Genomic DNA, 19,236 nt, shown 5'->3' on the forward strand with positions numbered 1-19,236 from the left:
GTCTACAAGCCGATCGGCTGCAGTCCGTCTCCGCCTTCTTTCGGTCGGATCGGTAACGCGAAGTGGCGCCGCCGCGTTGCCGAGTCCGGGGTTTTCAGGGCACCTGGCCGGACTCGGGCGAAGCGGTCAGGAACGTCCGCGCCTGTTCCGGAGGGGCCGAAGCAGCAGCAGGAGCACGCCGCCCGCGAGCAGGCCCATGCCGGTGAAGGCGGCGGGCCATGGGTCGTAGCCGGTGTTCGGCAACGGCGGCGGGTTCGGCCCCGGCGGCGTGACCGGGGTGCCGGGACTCGGCGGGACGGTCGGGTTCGGTGGCGGCGTGGTGATCACCTTGATCGTGACGCTGTCGGTGTCCTTGACCGGGTCACCGGGCTGCTCGGTGTCCGGTTTGCCGGTCACGGTCGCGAGGTTGGTCAGCTCGCCGGACTGCGGCGCGGTCGCGGTGCAGGTCCATTCCTTGCGCTCCCCGACGGCCAGCCGTGCGAAGGAGCGGTCGCAGGCCGGGTAGGTCGGGTCGGTCAGTTCCAGCGCGACAAGGTCGACGTTGCCGGTGTTGGTCACGGTCAGCGTGAACGTCGCCGTGCCGCCCGCGCGCACCGACGTGTCGGCCTTCTTCACCAGGTCGATGCCCGGCTTGGCCACCTTCGCCACGGCGTCCGCGGTCGAGTCCACCGGTTTGCCCGTCGGGTCCTTACCGATCGCGCGCACCGTGTTGGTGATGTCGTTTTCGCCCATGGTCACCTCGCAGGTGACCGGCGCGGCCGACTCGTCAGGCTTGAGCGTCCCCACGTTCTTCGAGCAACCGGGTGCGACCTTGTCGTCGAGCGTGACGTCGGTGAGGGTGACGTCGCCGGTGTTCTTCACGACGACCGTGAAGGTGACCTTCTGGCCCGGCAGCACGGGTTTCGCCGGACCGGTCTTGGTCACCGTGAGACCGGGGCCGATGACGTCGACCGACGCCTTGGCCGAGTCCGTCACCGGCCGCCCGGTCGGATCGTCCCCGGTCACGGTCGCGACGTTCGTGACGTCCTGGCGCGCGGAGATCGAACACGTCCTGGTCTCCGTCGCGCCGACCGCGAGAGTGTCCACAGTGAACGAACACGACGGGGTCTTGTCGTCCACAACGGACACCTTGGTCAGCGGCACGTCGCCGATGTTGGTCACCGACAGGCTGAACGTGACCTGCTCACCCGGCCGCACCTGCCGCGGCTCGGCGTCCTTGGTGATCTTCACCGCGGGATGGATGACGTCGACGCGAGCACTGCTCTCACTCGAGACCGGTGATCCGATCGGCGGCGTGCCGGTCACCTTCGCGACGTTGGTGACGTCGTCGGCCGGCGCGGTCATCGTGCACGAATACCGCTGGATTCCGTTCACCGGCAAGGAATCGAAGGTACGCGCGCATTCGGGCGCGACGCTGTCGCCGACCTTCACGTTGTGCAGTTCGACGTCGCCGGTGTTGGTCACCACGATCTCGAACGGCACCGAATCGCCCGTGCGGAACGGCCCGCCCTTCGCGGTCTTGGTGATCGTCACGCCGGGATGCTGCACGACGAACGACGCGTCGTCGGACGCGGTCACGGTCCGCTTGGTCGGATCCGTGCCGGTCGCCTTGGCGACGTTCGTGAAGCCCTGCGCCCCCGCGACGGTGGTGCAGGTGAACTTCTGCTCGGCGTCGGGCGCCAGCGACGGGAAGTTCCTGGCACAGGACGGAGTCTTGTCGTCCACAACGGACACATCGGTCAGCGGCGCGTTCCCGATGTTCTTGACCAGGATGGTGAAGGTCACCGTGTCGCCCTCACGGACCTGGTACGGCGCGGCGTCCTTCATGATCGCGATGGCCGGGTACACGACGTCCACCGTCGCCGTACCGGTCGCGGTCACCGGCGGCCCGACCGGCGGCGTGCCGGTCACCTTCGCGACGTTGGAGAAGTCGTCCTCCGGCGCGATCATCGAACACTGGTAGGTCTGCACCACACCGACGTCGAGTGAGTCGAACGTCTTGGCACACGAAGGCGCCAGATCGTCCACAACGGACACCTTGGTCAGCGGCGCGTCCCCGGTGTTCTTGACGACGATCGTGAACGTCACGGTGTCGCCCGCGCGCACGACCTTCGGCGAAGCCTCCTTGGTGATCGTGACGGCCGGGTGGATGACGTCCACCTTCGCGTCGTCGGTCGAGGTGATCGGCGGCCCCGTCGGCGGCGTGCCGGTCACCTTGGCCACGTTCACCACGTCGTCCGCGGGCGCGGTCATGGTGCATTCGTAGGTCTGCTTCGCACCCGGCTCCAGCCGGTCGAACGTCTTCGCGCAGGCCGGGGCCAGGTCGTCGGTCACCTTGACCGCGGTCAACGGCGAGTCGCCGGTGTTGGTGACGACGATCGTGAACGTCACCGTGTCGCCCTCGCGGAACGGGCCGCCCTTGACGTCCTTGGCGATCGACAGACCCGGGTGCAGCACGGTGAACGTCGCGTCACCGGTCGCCGTGACCGGCCGCTTCGTCGGGTCGGTGCCAGTCACCTTCGCCGTGTTCGTGAACCCGTCGGCGCCCGCGACCAGACTGCACGTGTACTTCTCTTCCGCGCCTGCCGCGAGCGAGGCGACGTTGTGCGCACACGACGGCGTCCGATCGTCCACAACGGACACAGCGGCGAGCGGGACGTCGCCGGTGTTCTTGACGACGATGGTGAACGTCACCGTGTCGCCTTCGCGAACCTGCGTCGGTGCCGCGCTCTTGGTGATCATGATCGCCGGGTGAATGACGTCGACCGCCGCGTCCGCCGTGGCTGTCACCGGCCGGTTCGTCCCGTCGGTGCCGTTGGCGGTGGCGGTGTTGGTGAAGTCGTTCTCACCGGCCACCAGTGTGCACGTGTAGGTCTGTTTCGCTTGGGACGCAAGGGTTCCGAAGCGCTTCGCGCAGTCCGGCGCGATCTGGTCGGCCACGAAAACGTCTCGCAGCTGGCTGTCGCCGGTGTTCGTCACCGTGATCGTGAACGTCACCGTGTCACCCGCGCGGACCACCTTCGGCGTGGCGTCCTTGGTGATCGCGATGCCCGGGTGGATGACGTCCACCTTGGCCTCGCCGGTCGCCGTCACCGGTGGCCCGACCGGCGGTGTGCCGGTCACCGTCGCCACGTTGGTGAAGTCGTCCGCCGGTGCCTTCCCGGTGCAGCCGAAGCCCCAGGTGGCGCCGGGGGCGAGCGCGCCGTCGAAGGTCCGCGCGCAGTCGGCCACCAGCGGGTCGGCGACCTTGACTCCGGTCAGCGGGACGTCACCGGTGTTCTTCACGGTGATCTGGAACGACACGGTGTCGCCCTCGCGGTACGGCCCGCCCTTCACCTCCTTGGTGATCGTGACGGCGGGACGCTGCACCGTGAACGTCGCGTCGGCGGTAGCGTCCACTGGCCGGTTCGTCGGGTCGGTACCGGTCGCCTTCGCGATGTTGGTGAAGCCCTGCGCACCCGCGACCACCGTGCACGTATAGGTCTGCTTCCCTTGTGGAGCAAGCGTTCCCACCGTCTTCGCACAGCCCGCGACCTTCTCGTCCGCGACCGTGACACCAGTCAACGGAACGTCGCCGGTGTTCGTCACCGTGATCGTGAACGTCACCGTGTCACCCTCACGAACCTGAGCAGGCGACGCGGTCTTCGTGATGGCGATCGCCGGGTGGATCACGTCCACCGGCACCTCCGCCGTCGCCGTCACCGGCCGGTTCGTCACGTCAGTGCCATTGGCCGTGGCGGTGTTGGTGAAATCGTCCTTACCGGCGACCATCGTGCACGTGTAGGTCTGCTTTGCTTGCGGCTCAAGGGTTCCCAGGCTCTTACCGCAGCTGGGGGCGATCTGGTCGGCGACCGACACCTCCCGCAGCTGGCTGTCGCCGGTGTTCGTCACGGTGATCGTGAACGTCACGGTGTCACCCGCACGAACCACCTTCGGCGCAGCGTCCTTGGTGATCGCGATACCCGGGTGGATGACGTCGACCTTCGCGTCGTCGGTCGAAGTGACCGGCGGCCCGACCGGCGGCATGCCCGTCGCCTTGGCCACGTTCACCACGTCGTCGGAGGGCGCCTTCATGGTGCACTCGTAGGTCTGCTTCGCACCCGGTTCGATCCGGTCGAACGTCTTCGCGCACGCCGGGGCGAGGTCGTCGGCCACCGTGACGCCGGTCAGCGGCGCGTCGCCGGTGTTCGTCACCGTGATCGTGAACGTCACCGTGTCGCCCTGGCGGAACGGCCCGCCCTTGACGTCCTTGGCGATCGACAGACCCGGGTGCAGCACCGTGAACGTCGCGTCAGCGGTGGCGTCCACCGGCCGGTTCGTCGGATCGGTACCGGTCACCTTCGCGGTGTTCGTGAAGCCCTGCGCACCCGCGACCACCGTGCACGAGTACGTCTGCTTTCCTTGCGGCGCAAGCGTTCCCACTGTCTTCGCGCAGCCTGCGACCTTGTCGTCCGCGACCGTGACACCAGTCAACGGAACGTCGCCGGTGTTCGTCACCGTGATCGTGAACGTCACCGTGTCACCCTCACGAACCTGAGCAGGGGCCGCGGTCTTCGTGATCGCGACAGCGGGGTGAATGACGTCGACCTTGGCGTCGTCGGTCACCTTCAGTTCGCGGCCGGTCTGGTCCTTCCCGGTCGCGGTGGCGGTGTTGGTGAAATCGTCCGCCGGGGCGGGCGCGGTGCAGGTGTATTTCTGCGACGCGCCGGGCGCGAGCATCCCGAACGTCCGCGCACACGACGGCGTGTGATCGTCGGTCACCGCGACGTCCGACAGCGGGACGTCACCGGCGTTGGTCACCGTGATGGTGAACGTGATCTGGTCACCCGTGCGGACGACGGCGGGACTGGCGTCCTTCTGGATCGTCAGCGCCGGGTTGATCACCGTGACGGTGGCCGACGCCGTCGCGGTGACCGGCTGGCCCGACCGGTCGGTACCGGTGGCGGTCACCGTGTTCTTCGTGGTCTTCGACGGATTCGCCGTACAGGTATAGGTCTGCGACGCGCCAGGCGCCAGCGCGCCGAACGTGCGGGAACAGGACGTCGTGGTGTCGTCGGTCAGCTTCACCGGGTCGAGCGGGCTGTCGCCGGTGTTCTTGACCGTGATCGTCCAGGTCACCTGCTCGCCCGCGTGGATGACGGCCGGGTTCGCGGACTTGGTCACCTCGATCGCCGGGGCGATGGTCGGTGCCGGCGCGTCGGCGCTCGCGTTCACCTGCTTGCCCAGCGGGTCGGTGCCGGTGACGGTCGCGGTGTTGACCCCGTCGGGGATCGGCGCCGTCGCGGTACACGTGAACGTCTGCGACGCGCCGGCCGCGAGCGAGCCCGGCAGAGTCCGCGCACATGAGGACGTCTTCGGGTCGGCCACGGTCACCGAGGTCAGCGGGACGTCACCGGTGTTCGAGACCACCACGGTGAACGTCACGGTGTCGCCTGCTCGATAAGCCGGTTTGTCGGCTTTCTTCGTGATCTTGACCGCCGGGTGGATGACGTCGACGTTCACCGTGGACGTGCCTTCGAGTGGATCGTCGAGCGCGCTTCTGCCGGTCACCCTGGCGGTGTTGGAGAAGTCGTCACCGGGTGCGGTCGCGGTGCACGTGTATCTCGTCGTGGCTCCGCCCGCGAGGGTGCCGATGTTCTTCGAGCACGCCGGGAACGCGTCGTCGATGACCGCGACGCCGCTCGCCGCGGCACCGCTCGGGTTCCGCACGACGATCGTGAACGTGACCTGGTCACCGGCGTGCACGACCTCCGGTGACGCGGTCTTGGTGATCTGCAGTTCGGGCAGTGGCACGGAAAAGGCGAGGTTCTGCGCGAGGTAGGCGTCGCCCCCGGTGCTGAAACCCAGTTTCGCGCTGGTCGCGCCCGCGGGAATCGCGGAGGTGTTGAACGACTTCGCGTCGACGCTGTAGTTGTTCTTCACCGCGGGATTGCTCGCGCCGTCGGCGTTGGAGATGAAGAAGTTGCTGGCGTCCCCGGTCGCGGGCTCGAAGGTGGGCTGGTCGTTGATCAGGAAGGTGTCGCGCGGGATGCCCCAGTCGCCCTCATAAGCGGTGACACCGACGTGCGCGTCCGCGGCCGCGGCCCGGAATCCGCTGATGGTGACGTTGGTGGTCGGGTCGGTGCTGTTCTGCCGGACGTGACCGTCGTAGATGAAGACCTCACGCTTGCTCGGCGCGTAGTCCGGGTTCCGCTCGGGGTAGGAGTACACCAGCGCGATCGACCAGCCGCCCATGCAGCCGAAACCCTTGGGCGCCCACACGTTGCCGACCGTCAGGTCCAGCGGCGAACCGGTCGGCGCGTTCGCGAACCGACTCGTGACGTCGGCGTAGGCGGAGTAGTACTGACCACCGCTGAACGTGTTCAGCGGGTCGGCGGTGTACGAAGCCGGGCTGATGTCGGCCGAACTCCCGCCCCCGACGGTCAACCGCACCGGCTGCCGGTCCGGGCTTCCTGGCGGCAGGATCGCCGGTGTTTGGAAGTTGCGGTCCTGGCACATTTTCGTCGGCGACACAACACCGGGATACGTGTTGTACACGCCCGTGTTACCCGCCCAGTTCAAACGGGCGAACTCGACTTTCGCGCCAGGGGGAATCGTCACGCTCGCCCTTGACGAATCGAAAGTCCCGGGGTCGAAATCCACATCGGACCACTGCATGAAGTAGTTGTCGTTGACCGTGGTGTTGTCACGGTTCGCCCCCGCCGCACAGGCCGCGGGCGTGTTGCCGAACCCCGTGGTCGGCGCGCCGTCCGCCGGAACCGGGCACCGCAGAGAGCCGTTTCCCGCGTAGAGGAAATCGCCGTAGACGGCCTTGTTGTAGTTCATGGCGAACGGCTTCACCACCGCCGCCGAAGCCGGGTTCCCGGTCACCAAAGCCGTGCTACCGAAAAGTAACGCCAGCACGACGAGGAACCGGATCGATCTTCCCGACCACGACATCTGCGCAACCCCCCGAAAAGGAGCGGACAACGCTCGGAGCGTTGCACGTCCCGGTGAATTACGCCCTCTTTTCGACACCGATGAGCATGAATCTCACCCCGTCAGGGGACCGGTGATCTTTCCGGTCGACTCATGGGTGATCGCCGCCGCGGTAGCGACGAACTCGATGAGCAACCGGAGCTCGTCCGCGGTGTAGCGGTCGCACGCTTTCCGGACCGAGGTCACCAGGTGATCCCACAGCGGCGCGGCGGCCTCGGCGCCCGCCATGTCGAACTCGATGAGCACCTTGCGCCGGTCGTCCGGATGGGGCTTCCGGCAGACCATGCCCTTCTTCTCCAGCCGGTCGACCAACGCCGTCACCGACGCGGGGGCGAGCCCGGAGTAACGGGCCAACTCCTTCGGCGTCATCGGGCCGAGCCGCGCGAGGTAGTCGCTGATCTTGCTCTCGACCGTGGAGAGCCCGTTCAGCTCCGCGATCGCGGTGTGGAACATGACCGTCTCCGTGGACAGCTCCCGGGACCTGACCAGGAGTTCTTCCACCAGCTCAGCTCGCTCACTTGACACGACGACAAGTTTAGCTCACTGTTTAGTTCGACAGAACGAATTAGTTCCTAAGAGATTCGATGAGGGGAAGGACATGGCGCGGGTGCTGATCATCGGGGGCGGCATCGCGGGCACGATCACCGCGATCGCGCTGCACGAGACCGGACACGAACCGGTGCTGTACGAGGCCTACGACCGGGGCGCGGAGGGAGTCGGCGCGTTCCTCACCCTGGCCGTGAACGGCATGGACGCGCTCCGGCCGTTGGGCCTGAAGGACCTGGTCGGCGGAGTCGGCTTCGCGACGCCGTGGATGTCCATGGGGCTGGGCGACGGCACCCGGCTCACCGAGTTCCCGTTCGGCGCGCTGCCGGACGGCACGGTGAGCCAGACCGTAATGCGCTCGGACCTCTACGTGGCCTTGCGCGACGAAGCGGCACGGCGGGGCATCCCGGTCGAGTACGGCAAGCGGCTGATCGGGGCGAGTCAGCGATCCGACGGCGTCCGCGCGGAGTTCGCCGACCGCACGCATGCCGAAGGCGACCTGCTGATCGGTGCGGACGGGCTGCGTTCGCGGGTGCGCGAGATCATCGACCCCGGTGCGCCGTCGCCGCGGTACGTGCCGCTGCTCAACACGGGCGGGCTCGTCGAAGGGCTGTCGCTGGACGACGAGCCCGGCGTGATGAACATGGTCTTCGGGAAGCGCGCGTTCTTTTCGCACGTCGTGCACCCGAACGGCCAGGTGTGGTGGTTCGCGAACGTGCCGCGCAAGGCCGAGCCCACCGAGTCGGAGCTGGCCGGGATGACCGGTGAACGCTGGCGCGCGGAGCTGCTGCGCCTGTTCGCCGCGGATCGCACGCCTGCCGTCGGCATCGTGCGCGCGACGCGGGAGATCTACCAGCCGTGGGCCACCTACGACTTCCCGAGCGTGCCGGTGTGGCGGAAGGGCCGGATGGTGATCATCGGCGACGCCGCGCACGCGACGTCACCGGCGGCGGGCCAGGGCGCGTCGATGGCGATCGAAGACGCCGTCACGCTGGCGAAGTGCCTTCGCGATGTCCCGGACGTCGAACGCGCGCTGGCCGCGTACGAGGGCCTGCGTCGCGAGCGTGTCGAAGCCGTGGTGGCTCAGGGCAAGCGCAACGGCGACGCGAAGGCCGTCGGCCCGGTCGGCCGGGTGATCCGCGACCTGTTCATCAAGCGGGCGTTCCGGAAGCCGCCGTCGGACGGGGATCCGAACGAGTTCATGTGGAACCACCACATCGACTGGGAGGCCCCGGTCGCGGCTTAACGCCAGGTGTCCACTCGGTGGAAGTTCTTGTACGCGCGGCTCGGCGTCGGACCCCGCTGCCCCTGGTAGCGGGACCCGGCCGCGGAAGAGCCGTACGGGTTTTCCGCCGCGCTGGACAGCCGGAAGATGCAGAGCTGGCCGATCTTCATGCCGGGCCACAGGGTGATCGGCAGATTCGCGACGTTGGACAGCTCAAGCGTGATGTGCCCGGAGAAGCCGGGGTCGATGAAGCCCGCTGTCGAGTGCGTCAGGAGGCCGAGACGGCCGAGGGAGGACTTGCCCTCGAGGCGGCCGGCGAGGTCGTCGGCGAGCGTGACGGTCTCGAATGTCGAGCCGAGCACGAACTCGCCGGGGTGCAGCACGAAGGGGTCCTCGCCCTCCTTCTCGACGAGCGAGGTCAGCTCGTCCTGCTGCAACTGCGGGTCGATGTGGGTGTACTTGCTGTTGTCGAAGACCCGGAAGAAGCGGTCGAGCCGGACGTCGATGCTGGACGGCTGGACCATGGTCGGGTCGAAGGGGTCGACGCCGAGACGGCCTTCGTCGAGCTGTTTGCGGAGGTCACGGTCACTGAGCAGCACGCACGAAGCCTATCGGGGCGAGTCAGGCGGCTCGCATGTGCTGTGCGTAGGTGGTGTCCGGGGCGAAGATCCTGCCGAGGCGCCGGGCGTAACCGCGGCGCCCTGCCTCGCCGATCCGCTCCTGCAGCGCCGTCGCACCCGGGACGAAGCGGCGCAGCGTCTCGGCGGCGAAGTTGACCCCGGCCACCGCGAGCACGGCGGCCTGCGCGACCCGGTCGTTCGGCAGTTCCAGGAAGTCGGCGTTGACCTTGCCGAGCACGAGCCTGCTGATCGACGAGTGCACCGCGACGGACAGGTGCGAAACGACCTTGCCCAGCGCGCCGAACCCTTCGCCGAACCCCCGGTGCGTCTCGGTCAGCGCCTTCGCCAGGCGTTTCGAGTCCTCGTCGGGGATGAACTCGGTGGTGGCAAGGAGCCACAGCAGACGCCAGGCGTCCTCTTCGTCCGCCGGCAGCAGCTCCTCGTCGACGCCCATCAGCCAGCCGATGTAGCGCCACAGATGCAGGATGTCGGCACGCTCGCGGGCGGAGTAACGCAACCCGAGCAACTGCACGCCGAAGACGTAGACCAGGGAGAACAGCAGGAGCGTGCCCGCGGTCTGGACCTGGTTGACCGGCCGGTCCCACGCCTCGTAGTCCCAGTCGGGCCGCCGGTTCATCGCGGCGCGGACGTGTGCGTGCACCAGCCGGACCCGCAACGCCGACGCGTACCCCTGCTCGCCGGGCGCGAGCGCCCCCGGGGTGGTGACGTCGAGCCACCACGTCGCGGTCTCGACCAGCCGCCTGGCCGCCTTGTTCTGGATCTCCCCGGTCCCGACCAGCGATTTCGTGGCCCGCGACGCGAGATACCCGCCCATCAACGACATGTCACCGAGCGGGAACAGCCCGAGCAGCCCGGCCCTGGTGATCGCCTTGGCGCCCCGCTGAAGACGTTCCTGGTCCACCCAGAACGGCGTCGCCTCGACCTGCCGGAAGAACGCCTCGAGCTCCTCGGCCGGACTGTCGAGCGCCTCGATCCCGCCTTGCAGCGCTTGCTCGAACCGCGCGCGCCCCGCCCCCTTGGGCTGCCGCGCCATCCACGCGACGACGTTGTCCGCCAACGGGTCCTGAACCTGCGCGAACTCCCGGAGCCGGGCGACCTGCCGCTCGTCACCGCGGATGTCACCGTCGATGAAGAGCCGGGTGGCGATCCGGAACCCGCCCTGGCGGAACAACTCGGGATCGGGGAGCTTGTCAGCCATCCGGGACCACCTCGCCTCAATGTCGACAACAAGTGTTGTCACTTGTCGGCCGTGCCGTCAAGAGTCGGCGTGGTCGACAGGCAGGGGTCTCGACAAGGAGAGCGCGGCGTTGTGTATGCTGGCGACGCACTGCGGATGTAGTTCAATGGTAGAACATCAGCTTCCCAAGCTGAATACGCGGGTTCGATTCCCGTCATCCGCTCTCATACGAAAGCCCCAGGTCAGTGGATGTCCACTGTGGACCTGGGGCTTTCGTTTTCCCGGCACTCCGGTGGAGTGGGCTCCACCTCGGCTCCGGTAGCCGAGGGGATGGGGTCGCGCGCTCACCGCTCATAGGTTCAAACCATGAGCGATCACAACGATTCCCGGCAGGTTCGGCGTCGTGGTGGCGGCGCGGTCGCCGCGTTGCTGTGGCTGGTGCTACTGGTCAGCGGGGCCGCCAACGCGGCGGGCACGGCCGTGGGGCTGGACTCCACGAGCCGCGTGATCGCGGGCGGCGTGGCCGTGGTGTGCATCGCCGGGCTGGTCACCTACTACGCGCGCCGCGGGAGGAACTGATTCCACCACCTGGTACTAACCTGACACTAGTTGTCAGTCGATACCAGAAGGAGCCGCCGTGGCCGAGCGCACCGGGCACGTCACTTTCCAGCACGGGCAAGCGTTTCTCGCCGCGATTTCGGAACGCTGGAACTACCAGATCCTGCGGGAGATCTTCTTCGGCGTGTGCAGGTTCGGCGAACTCAAGCGCGCACTGGGGATCTCGGCGAACATCCTCACCGCACGCCTGGGCGATCTCACCGAACTGGGACTACTGGACAAGCGGAAGTACCGGCCCGACAAGCCCTGGTACGAGTACCAGCTCACCGAGGCCGCCCGCGAACTCGTCGTCCCCACCGTCGTCGCGGTGACCCGCTGGGCGGAAAGCCATGCGAGCGGCCGGGAACTAGCCGACCGCCCGCTGCTGCACACGAAGTGCGAGAACAGGACCGAGCCGTACCTCGCGTGCAGCAGCTGTCACCAGCCGATCGAGGCGGCCACCCTTGTGCCGCTGGCAACCCAGGAAGGAGATCGGTAGCGTTTTGCTAGTAGTAGTGAGATGCTACTACTAGCAAAATGAAAGGAGAGGTCATGACGACGATCGACTGGCTGGACGAGGTCACCGAAACACTGATCCCGACCTCGCTCGGCCTGATCAACGTGCGGACGGGTGGCCGGACCGACGGCCCGGCCATGGTCTGCTGGCCGAGCCTGATGATGGACGGGACCATGTGGCGGTACCAGTACGAACACTTCGCCCCGACTCATCGGCTGGTGCTCATCGACAGCCCGGGACACGGCAAGTCCGACGCGCTCCGGAAGATCATCGACCTGCGGGACTGCGCGGACGCGCTGGTGAAAATCCTTGACGCGCTGGGCATCGGCAAGGCCATCGTCGTCGGCAACAGCTGGGGCGGCATGCTCGCCGGCGTCTTCCCCGCGTACTACCCCGAGCGGACGGCCGCCGCGATCGGCATCAACTGCACGGCCTCGTTGCCGACGACGTTCGAAAGCGTCTGGGCGACCGCATTGGCCACCTACCTCTCCCTGCATGCGAAGATGCCGCCGCTCGCCGCGAAGGCCGCTCGCGCCGCTTTCGCGGGCCCCACCGCCGAAGCCACCAACCCGGAGTTCCTGGAGTTCACGAACTTCGTCCTGCGGGACGATCCGAAGTCCGTGGCCTGGGCGCTGCGCAGCATCCTGATCGGCCGCAAGGACGAACACCGCAGGCTGGCCACCATTTCCGGCATCCCGGTCCTCGTCATCGCCGGCGAAGAGGACAGCCAGTTCCCGGTGCACGCCGTGCGCAAGATGGCCGACGCCATCGAGGGCAGCACCTTCCGCGTGCTCCAGCACACCGGCCACCTCGCCGCCAGGGAGAACCCCGGCGAGATCAACGCCGAGATCGACCTGTTCCTGTCCGCCCTGCCCGCCGCCGCGTGAATGGCCGATCATGACGTACACCGCCAGCCCGGCCGTCGCGCCGGAATGGGTCCTTCAGATCATGAACGAAATCGACACCCTCACCTTCGGCGAAGGATTCGCGCACCTGACCGACGAGACCGAACTGCACTTCGGCACCGCGCACATCGTGGGTGTCGAAAACATCAAGGCGTTCTTCGTGAAGATCGACGAACCCTTGCACATCACCCACGACGTCCTCGAATTCTGGACCGCCACCGACGGCGTGTGCCTCCTGCGGGGTGAGGCGACCATGGCGAAGAAGTCCTCGCCGGACGACATCGTGCGGGCGCCGTTCATGCATATCTTCTATCTCGACGACGGAGAACCCTTACGCGTCAAGACATTGCGCATCACCGCCGGTCCATTACGGACAGACGCCGTGCTGTGAACCCACGTGCGCCCTGTCAGCCCTCGACGATTTCCCATGGGCTGTGCGGGTTCGCGCGGTCCCAGACCTGGAGCGGGGCCGCGGCCAGCACGGTCGCGACGTCCGGGTAGAGGCGGACGACGTGTTCGAGTTCGAGGGCTTCGGTCTCGAAGTCGACGGCCTCGGGGACCTCGAAGCCCACGAAAAGCCAGCTACCGTCGGCTTCCCGGACGACCTGGCGGACGGCGCGCGGCGACGCCGTCGGATCGGCCGGGATCTCGGCGAGACCGGAGCTGACCTGGACCTCGTCCACCGGCGAGCCGGGGTGGGGCCAGGCGGCGATGCGGGCTTGGCGATGTTGCCGGTCCTCGGTTTCGTCGTCCGAATCGGCGACGGAGCTCAGCAGCCAGGTACGCCGCACCGGATCCCAGTCCGCGGCCATGCCCGGCGGCAGGATCGCGAGCGCGGCCAGTGCGGGGATGCGGGTCAGCGCGTCGCGCAGGGGCAGCGAGCCGAACTGGGCTCGGTTGAACTCCATGTCCTCGGAGTACTCGGAGCCGTCGCTGATGAACCACTCGTCGTCATCGTCGAGGACGACGAAGGCGAGGCGGCCGGGATCGGCGGCCAGGGATCGGGCGAAGAGAACCGGCGAGTCCGGCTGTTGCCGCAGCGGCCATTCGGTCGACATGCACGCTCCCCGTGTTGGTCCGGCGACGCCATCATCCCACCGTGTCGATCAGGGCTCACGCCGCCCTAATTCCACAGTTGTTGATTTTTTCTCCGGCGCGCGCCATGCTGGGGCCATGGTCATCCCCAAAGGCGTGGCCCGGTTCAACCGCGTCGCCACCAACCGGATCGCGAAGTACGTCGTCGGCTGGATGCCGGGCTTCGGCATCGTGGTGCACAAGGGCAGGCGTTCGGGCAAGGAGTACCGGACGCCGGTGAACGTTTTCCTTGTGCCGGAAGGGTTTGTCGTCGCACTGACCTACGGCCCCGGCGCCGACTGGGTGAAGAACCTGCTCGCCGCGGGCGGCGGCGAGATCGTGACGCGGCGGCGTAATTACGTCGTCCGCGACCCGGAAGTCGTCCATGATGAGTCACGTCAGGCGATGCCGCCCGTGGTCCGGCAGTTCCTCGGGCTCATCGACGTCCAGGACTTCCTGCTGCTCAAGCGGGAATGAACCGAGGGGGACCCGATGCTGAGCGGGAAGCTGGTCCGGCTGCGCGCACTCGAGCCGTCCGACGCCGAATCGCTGTACCGCTGGAACAGCGACCCCGACATCGGCCGGTGGATGATCAACGGTCATCCGCTGTCTCTCGCGCAGATCCGCAAACGCTGCGAGGAACGCAAGGAGAACTCGTACGAGCGGGTCGTGCTCGGCATCGAAACGGTCGCCGACGGCAAGTTCATCGGCATCATCGACCTCACCGGCGCCGAGCCTGAAGTCGGGAACGCCGAGCTCACGATCTACGTCGGCGAAAAGGACTACTGGGGCAACGGTTACGGCACCGACGCGATGCGCGTAATGTGCGCGTACGGCTTCAACGTCATGCGCCTGCACCTGATCGCGCTGTGGGTGGTGGCGGAGAACGAGTCCGCCCGGCGCGTCTACCGCAAGGTCGGGTTCCAGGAAGACGGCAGGCACCGCGAGGCGTTCCGCGGTGAGGACGGCAAGCGGCACGACATGATCCTGATGAGCCTGCTCAACGGCGAACTCACGTAGCGTCGAGCTGTTTGCGAACCTTCGGCGGCGCCTTGAGCAGCCACGCTTCCTCGATCAGCTCGCGTAACTGCCGCACGTCCACCTTCGCCAGGTCGACGAGGATGCTGCCGTAGCCGTCGTAATGCGGCGTCGTGTAGAACGCGGGGTCGCCGGATTCGAGCAGGGCGGCCTTCTCGTCGAGGCCGCACATCAGCATGAGGCCACCCTCGGCCTCGGTACGCAGTCGCCCGAAGGTCTTGCCCGCCACCTTCAGCGCGGGTGTGCGATAGGACGTGGACTCGGTGACCTCCGGCAGCTCCGAGGCCATCCGCAGGACGTCTTCCCAGGTCGTCATGGGTCCATCATGCCCGCGCCGTCTTGGCGAAATGGGAGATCCGTTAAGGCCACCCTACGGGCATTGAATCCAGTCCAGTCGCGCGCAGCGCGTCCGTTGAGGGCGGAGGCGCGGGCATGGATGGAGCCCGTAAGGTGGCCTTAACGGCATTTCGCGGGGCTAGGCCGACGTGGTGATGCGGTCGGCCGGTGGGGGTGCCAGACCGGGGTGCGCGCCGAGGTAGGCGATCAGCGCGTCCAGGTCCACCGGGCCGCCGGTGAGGTTGGTGCCCTTGGTGAACTCGGTGAAGCCGTCCCCGCCCGCGGCGAGGAAGTTGTTCACCGACACCCGGTACGACGCGGCCGGATCGACGGGCTTGCCGCCCACGGTGATGTTCGAGACCTTCGAGCCGATCGGCGCCGACGCCGAGTACGTGTAGTGCAGCGTGTTCGAAATCTGCAGGATCCGCGACCCGGTCGCCGACCACTGCTGCTCCAGCACGTTCTTCAGGTTCGCGCCGGTCAGCGTGATGGTCTGCATGATGTTCGAGAACGGCTGCACGGTGAACGCCTCGCCGTAGGTCACCACGCCGTCGCCCTCACCGGCCGGCGAGGACTTGTACGTCAGATCCGCGCGGATGCCGCCAGGGTTGGTCATCGCGATCTGCGCGCCGTTGGACTGCGTCGCCGCGAGCTGCCCGTCGGCCAGGACGTCGCCGAGCGGGGACTCGCCGGTCGGGCCACCCGCCGCGGGCAGGTCGGCGGTGATGGTGCCGACGGCCTTGTTCGCGATCGGGGCCGACTTGGTCTTCGCCTCGTCGACGAGCTTGGTCACCTCCGGGTCCGGGGTGACGTCGCGGGTGACGATCTCGTTGTGCGCCTTGGTCTGCGAGCGCACGACGTCGCGGGTCCGCCGGTCGATCTTCAAGTCCACAACGGACAGCAGCCGTCCGAACGACGAGCCCTGGATGACCGGACGCGGCCGGCCCGCCGGATCGTCGATCACGCAGTTGTACTGCTGGTGGCTGTGCCCGGTGAAGAACGCGTCGACCTTCGGCGTCACCTTCGCGGCGATCGCGGCGGCCGGGCCGGGACGCAGCTTGCAGTCGTCGGGGCCCGCGGTCTCGGTGCCGTCGCCCTGGTGCATCAGCACGACCTGGGCCTTGATACCGAGCCGGTCGAGGAAGTTCGCGGTACGGTCGATGGCCTCGACCTCGTCGCCGAACTTGAGGCCCTTGATCGCGTCGGGCGTCACCACCGAGGGCAGATCCTTCAGCGTGGCGCCGATGACGCCGATCGGCACGCCGCCGGAGAACTCGACGCTGAACGGCAGCAGCGCGGGCAGGCCGTTCTCGAAGTACACATTGGACCCGAGGAACGGGAACTTCGCGCCGGGGAAGGAATCGCGGAACTGGCAGCCGTCCTTCGGGTGACAACCGCCGAACTGCATCCGCATCAGCTCGCGGTAGCCCTCGTCGAACTCGTGGTTACCGACCACGGACGCCTTGACGCCGAGCGCGTTCAGCAGGTCGATGGCCGGCTCGTCGTGGAACAGCGCCGAGGTCAGCGGCGACGCGCCGATGTTGTCACCGGCCGACACGACGAACGAGTTGCGGACCTGCGAACGCAGCTGCTTGACGTGCGTCGCGAGATAGGCCGCGCCGCCCGCGAGCACCGTCGAGCCGTTCGACAGCGTGACCTTGCCGCTCGAGCCGGACGGCGGTTCGAGGTTGCCGTGCAGGTCGTTGAACCCGATGATCCGGACGTCGGTCGTCGGGTCCGGCGCCACGGCCGCGGACGCCGGCGTGGCTACCGCCGCCACCGTCGTCAACGCGGCCGCGAGCACCACAAGGCGACTCGTGAACTTCATACGTTTCCTCCCATACCGGCGCCCGGTTTCCCCGAACGGGGCGCACGGCGGAGGATCTTGCCTGGTGAGCGGGCCGGTCACCAGGGCAATTAGTCGGCCGATAGGCAAATGTCACCCGTTGTTGGCGCTGCCTTCCAGCAACACGCGCGCGACCAGCTCAGGGGCGTCGCTCATCGGGGTGTGCCCGCAGCCGGGCAGTGTCACGAGTTCGACCTGGGGTGCGATCTTCCGCAGGTCGGCGGCCTTCGGACGGGCGAGGAGCCGATCGTGCCGTCCCCAGGCGATGGTGACCGGGATGTCCGGGACCGAGCCGTGGAAGGAAAAACCCTCGCGAGCCTTGGCCAGCGTCGGCGCGAACCCGGGCGCGGCGCCGAACGCCAGCGCGTCGGAGACCAGCTTGTCCGGCGGGATCAGCCAGGGCTTGGCGAAGATCATCCCGGCCAGTGCGATCCGGCCCGCCGTCGTCGCGGCGACCCGGCGGACGACCGGCTCGGGCATGCGCTCGGCCAGCCTGCGATGGGCGGCGAGCATGGCGAACGCCCACAGCGCGCCGGAGCGGGTCCAGATCCCGGCCGGCGACAACGCGGTCACGCTGCGGACCAGCCCGGCCTCGCCGAACGCCAGTGAGAGCAGTCCACCGAGCGAGTTGCCCGCGACATGCGGGCGCTCCAGGCCCAGCCCGGCGCAGAACTTCTCGAACATCTCGACGGCGGACTCGACGCCATAGCCGGTCTTCGATTCCGGTGACTCCCCGAAACCGGGCAGATCGATGGCGATGACGTCGCGATACGGGGTGAGCAGCGGCAGCATCGCGTCCCACGCCTGCCGCCGGTGCCCGATCCCGTGGATCAGCACCAGCGGTTCGCCTCGTCCGGCCCGGCTGTAGACAACGTCGTCCATGATCCGAGGGTAGACGAAGGTGCTACCAATAAGTAACAGATACTTTCTGTCACCCCTACAGGGCGAGGCGGAGCAGCTCACGCCGTCCCTTGCCGGGGACCTCCTCCCAGACGCCGGTGGCGAGGAAGCCGAGTCGCTCGTAGATCCGCCGCGCTCGCAGGTTGTCCTCGAAAACCTGCAGGACCAGGGCCTGGGCACCGTCATCCTCCGCCGCCGCTCGCACCTCGGCCACCAACCGCGCGGCGAGGCCGTTGCCCCGCGCGGACGGTGCGACCCACATGGAGAACAGCAGCCACTCGGACGGGTCCGGGCTCCCACACACGAGCGCGATCGGGGTTTCGCCGTCGAATCCGGCGAACCACGCACGCTCACGCAGCGAGTGCACCCATTCCGCGTCGGGCCGGGCGGCTTCGACGGCCACCAGATCCCCCAGGTTCTCCGGGGTGTCGGCGAGCGAACGCAGCCGAAGATCACGCAGAACCGGGACATCCGCCGTAGTCAGGCGTCGCACGGAGATCACCAGCGCAGAGTGGCACGCCCCCAAGCGCCGGTCACAGCCATTTACCGGACAGCGGTGACAGTGCCCCAGCCGTTCGGCCCGCCAGGGGATCGGCCAAGTGGCCGATGGCCGCGACGTCGGTCCGGCTCTTCGACCGAAGTGACGGGCCGCCATGATCAATAGCGTTCTCGGTATGACGAACGCACAGGTCACGGCCCTCGAATACGGGTTCATCGGCTTCCTGGTGGTGTGGGCGACGATCCTCATCCCGCAGCTGATCGGGCAGCTCGCCCGGCACGGCCGGTTCCACCTGCGCGGCATCCTCACCACCGCGGCGGTGACGCTCTACGCCTGCATGGCGCTGGCGGTCGTCATGCTGCCGCTGCCCGGCCCGAACAGCCCCCGGCTGAGCCAGACGGTGCAGTTGCACCCCTTCCAGTGGATCCTCGACATCCACGAGGAGCTGGCGAAGCACGGGCTGCCCGTGTCGGACTGGTTCACCACGCAGACCTTCCAGCAGGCGATGATGAACGTGCTGCTGTTCGTCCCGCTCGGGGTGTTCGCCAGGATCCTGTGGCGGCGCGGGCTGATCGGCACCTCGCTGATCGGGTTCGCCGCCTCGCTGCTGATCGAGATCACGCAGCTCACCGCGAACTTCGGCACCGCGCCGTTCGTCTACCGCATCTTCGACGTCGACGACCTCATGATGAACACGACCGGTGCGATGGTCGGCTGGGTGTTCGGCGCGCTGCTGCTGACGCTGCGCAAGACCCCCGCCGCGACGACTTCAGCGATCGACGCGCAGCCTGCTCGGCGCGAGCGGGTCCACCTCGCCCAGACTCGCTAACCGGGCCCGGCGGCGCTGCGCGGCCCGCTTCGCCGCCCGCCGGTCCTCGAGCACGACCACCAGGGCGGCCACGGCGAGAATCAGCGCGACCAGGCCGAGGACGAGCGACAGCTGCACAGTGCCTCCTC

Annotated in this window: 18 protein-coding genes and 1 tRNA gene; 9 read left to right on the forward strand and 10 right to left on the reverse strand. The window is 67.8% G+C overall.

Annotation, left to right across the window (positions count from 1 at the left end; all coding sequences use genetic code 11):
* Positions 1-126: 126 nt before the first annotated feature.
* Together ACFW0G_RS17505 and ACFW0G_RS17510 are read right to left on the reverse strand one after the other, a co-directional pair.
* On the reverse strand, positions 127-6,870 hold the full coding sequence (locus ACFW0G_RS17505; protein WP_378326333.1) for a hypothetical protein: 6,744 nt from the start codon (positions 6,868-6,870) through the stop codon (positions 127-129).
* A 162-nt stretch (positions 6,871-7,032) separates the two neighbouring features.
* Complete coding sequence (locus ACFW0G_RS17510; RefSeq protein WP_378326334.1) at positions 7,033-7,503, reverse strand: MarR family winged helix-turn-helix transcriptional regulator; 471 nt, start codon at positions 7,501-7,503, stop codon at positions 7,033-7,035.
* Positions 7,504-7,576: 73 nt separating this feature from the next.
* On the opposite strand from ACFW0G_RS17510, the gene ACFW0G_RS17515 reads away from it, so the two are divergent.
* Positions 7,577-8,770 (forward strand): FAD-dependent oxidoreductase, encoded by a 1,194-nt coding sequence (locus ACFW0G_RS17515; RefSeq protein WP_378326335.1) that lies wholly within the window; start codon positions 7,577-7,579, stop codon positions 8,768-8,770.
* Here the strand turns inward: ACFW0G_RS17515 and dcd are convergent.
* Together dcd and ACFW0G_RS17525 are read right to left on the reverse strand one after the other, a co-directional pair.
* Positions 8,767-9,348, reverse strand: a complete 582-nt coding sequence (gene dcd / locus ACFW0G_RS17520; protein WP_378326336.1) for a dCTP deaminase — start codon at positions 9,346-9,348, stop codon at positions 8,767-8,769. The genes ACFW0G_RS17515 and dcd overlap by 4 nt on opposite strands.
* A 22-nt stretch (positions 9,349-9,370) precedes the next feature.
* Positions 9,371-10,588: an oxygenase MpaB family protein gene (locus ACFW0G_RS17525; protein WP_378326337.1), complete on the reverse strand. Its 1,218-nt coding sequence runs from the start codon at positions 10,586-10,588 to the stop codon at positions 9,371-9,373.
* Between the two features lie 131 nt (positions 10,589-10,719).
* On the opposite strand from ACFW0G_RS17525, the gene ACFW0G_RS17530 reads away from it, so the two are divergent.
* The 5 genes from ACFW0G_RS17530 to ACFW0G_RS17550 all read left to right on the forward strand — a co-directional run bounded on the left by ACFW0G_RS17530 (position 10,720) and on the right by ACFW0G_RS17550 (position 12,977).
* A tRNA-Gly gene (locus ACFW0G_RS17530) sits at positions 10,720-10,790 on the forward strand.
* 143 nt (positions 10,791-10,933) lie between these two features.
* Positions 10,934-11,146, forward strand: a complete 213-nt coding sequence (locus ACFW0G_RS17535) for a hypothetical protein (protein ID WP_378326338.1) — start codon at positions 10,934-10,936, stop codon at positions 11,144-11,146.
* A gap of 58 nt (positions 11,147-11,204) precedes the next feature.
* Positions 11,205-11,663, forward strand: a complete 459-nt coding sequence (locus ACFW0G_RS17540; protein ID WP_378326339.1) for a winged helix-turn-helix transcriptional regulator — start codon at positions 11,205-11,207, stop codon at positions 11,661-11,663.
* Positions 11,664-11,716: 53 nt separating this feature from the next.
* Positions 11,717-12,568, forward strand: a complete 852-nt coding sequence (locus ACFW0G_RS17545) for an alpha/beta fold hydrolase (protein ID WP_378326340.1) — start codon at positions 11,717-11,719, stop codon at positions 12,566-12,568.
* 10 nt (positions 12,569-12,578) lie between these two features.
* The gene (locus ACFW0G_RS17550; protein WP_378326341.1) at positions 12,579-12,977 is read left to right on the forward strand and encodes a nuclear transport factor 2 family protein; all 399 of its coding nucleotides are present in this window, start codon (positions 12,579-12,581) and stop codon (positions 12,975-12,977) included.
* A gap of 16 nt (positions 12,978-12,993) precedes the next feature.
* Here the strand turns inward: ACFW0G_RS17550 and ACFW0G_RS17555 are convergent, their stop codons facing one another.
* Positions 12,994-13,644: a hypothetical protein gene (locus ACFW0G_RS17555; RefSeq protein ID WP_378326342.1), complete on the reverse strand. Its 651-nt coding sequence runs from the start codon at positions 13,642-13,644 to the stop codon at positions 12,994-12,996.
* A gap of 115 nt (positions 13,645-13,759) precedes the next feature.
* On the opposite strand from ACFW0G_RS17555, the gene ACFW0G_RS17560 reads away from it, so the two are divergent.
* Together ACFW0G_RS17560 and ACFW0G_RS17565 are read left to right on the forward strand one after the other, a co-directional pair.
* Positions 13,760-14,137, forward strand: coding sequence for a nitroreductase family deazaflavin-dependent oxidoreductase (locus ACFW0G_RS17560; RefSeq protein ID WP_378326343.1), 378 nt, complete (start codon positions 13,760-13,762; stop codon positions 14,135-14,137).
* A 15-nt stretch (positions 14,138-14,152) separates the two neighbouring features.
* On the forward strand, positions 14,153-14,680 hold the full coding sequence (locus ACFW0G_RS17565) for a GNAT family N-acetyltransferase (protein ID WP_378326344.1): 528 nt from the start codon (positions 14,153-14,155) through the stop codon (positions 14,678-14,680).
* Here ACFW0G_RS17565 and ACFW0G_RS17570 read toward each other — a convergent pair.
* The 4 genes from ACFW0G_RS17570 to ACFW0G_RS17585 all read right to left on the reverse strand — a co-directional run bounded on the left by ACFW0G_RS17570 (position 14,673) and on the right by ACFW0G_RS17585 (position 18,282).
* Complete coding sequence (locus ACFW0G_RS17570; RefSeq protein ID WP_378326345.1) at positions 14,673-15,014, reverse strand: MmcQ/YjbR family DNA-binding protein; 342 nt, start codon at positions 15,012-15,014, stop codon at positions 14,673-14,675. The two genes, ACFW0G_RS17565 and ACFW0G_RS17570, sit on opposite strands and share 8 nt — an antisense overlap.
* 159 nt (positions 15,015-15,173) lie before the next feature.
* Entirely contained in the window at positions 15,174-16,862 is a 1,689-nt protein-coding gene (locus tag ACFW0G_RS17575; RefSeq protein WP_378326346.1) for a bifunctional metallophosphatase/5'-nucleotidase, read from the reverse strand.
* Positions 16,863-16,973: 111 nt separating this feature from the next.
* A complete protein-coding gene (locus ACFW0G_RS17580) occupies positions 16,974-17,762 on the reverse strand; it encodes an alpha/beta fold hydrolase (RefSeq protein WP_378326347.1) in 789 nt (262 codons plus the stop codon).
* A 55-nt stretch (positions 17,763-17,817) separates the two neighbouring features.
* Positions 17,818-18,282: a GNAT family N-acetyltransferase gene (locus tag ACFW0G_RS17585; protein WP_378326348.1), complete on the reverse strand. Its 465-nt coding sequence runs from the start codon at positions 18,280-18,282 to the stop codon at positions 17,818-17,820.
* Positions 18,283-18,454: 172 nt separating this feature from the next.
* Between ACFW0G_RS17585 and ACFW0G_RS17590 the strand changes: the two genes are divergently transcribed.
* Positions 18,455-19,108 carry a VanZ family protein gene (locus ACFW0G_RS17590; RefSeq protein ID WP_378326349.1) on the forward strand — a complete coding sequence of 218 codons (654 nt, stop codon included), beginning with the start codon at positions 18,455-18,457 and terminating at the stop codon, positions 19,106-19,108.
* On the opposite strand, the gene ACFW0G_RS17595 is transcribed toward ACFW0G_RS17590, so the two are convergent.
* Positions 19,049-19,225 (reverse strand): hypothetical protein, encoded by a 177-nt coding sequence (locus ACFW0G_RS17595; RefSeq protein ID WP_378326350.1) that lies wholly within the window; start codon positions 19,223-19,225, stop codon positions 19,049-19,051. The two genes, ACFW0G_RS17590 and ACFW0G_RS17595, sit on opposite strands and share 60 nt — an antisense overlap.
* Positions 19,226-19,236 lie beyond the last annotated feature (11 nt).

This window comes from Amycolatopsis sp. NPDC058986, from assembly GCF_042741125.1.
Lineage (GTDB): Bacteria > Actinomycetota > Actinomycetes > Mycobacteriales > Pseudonocardiaceae > Amycolatopsis.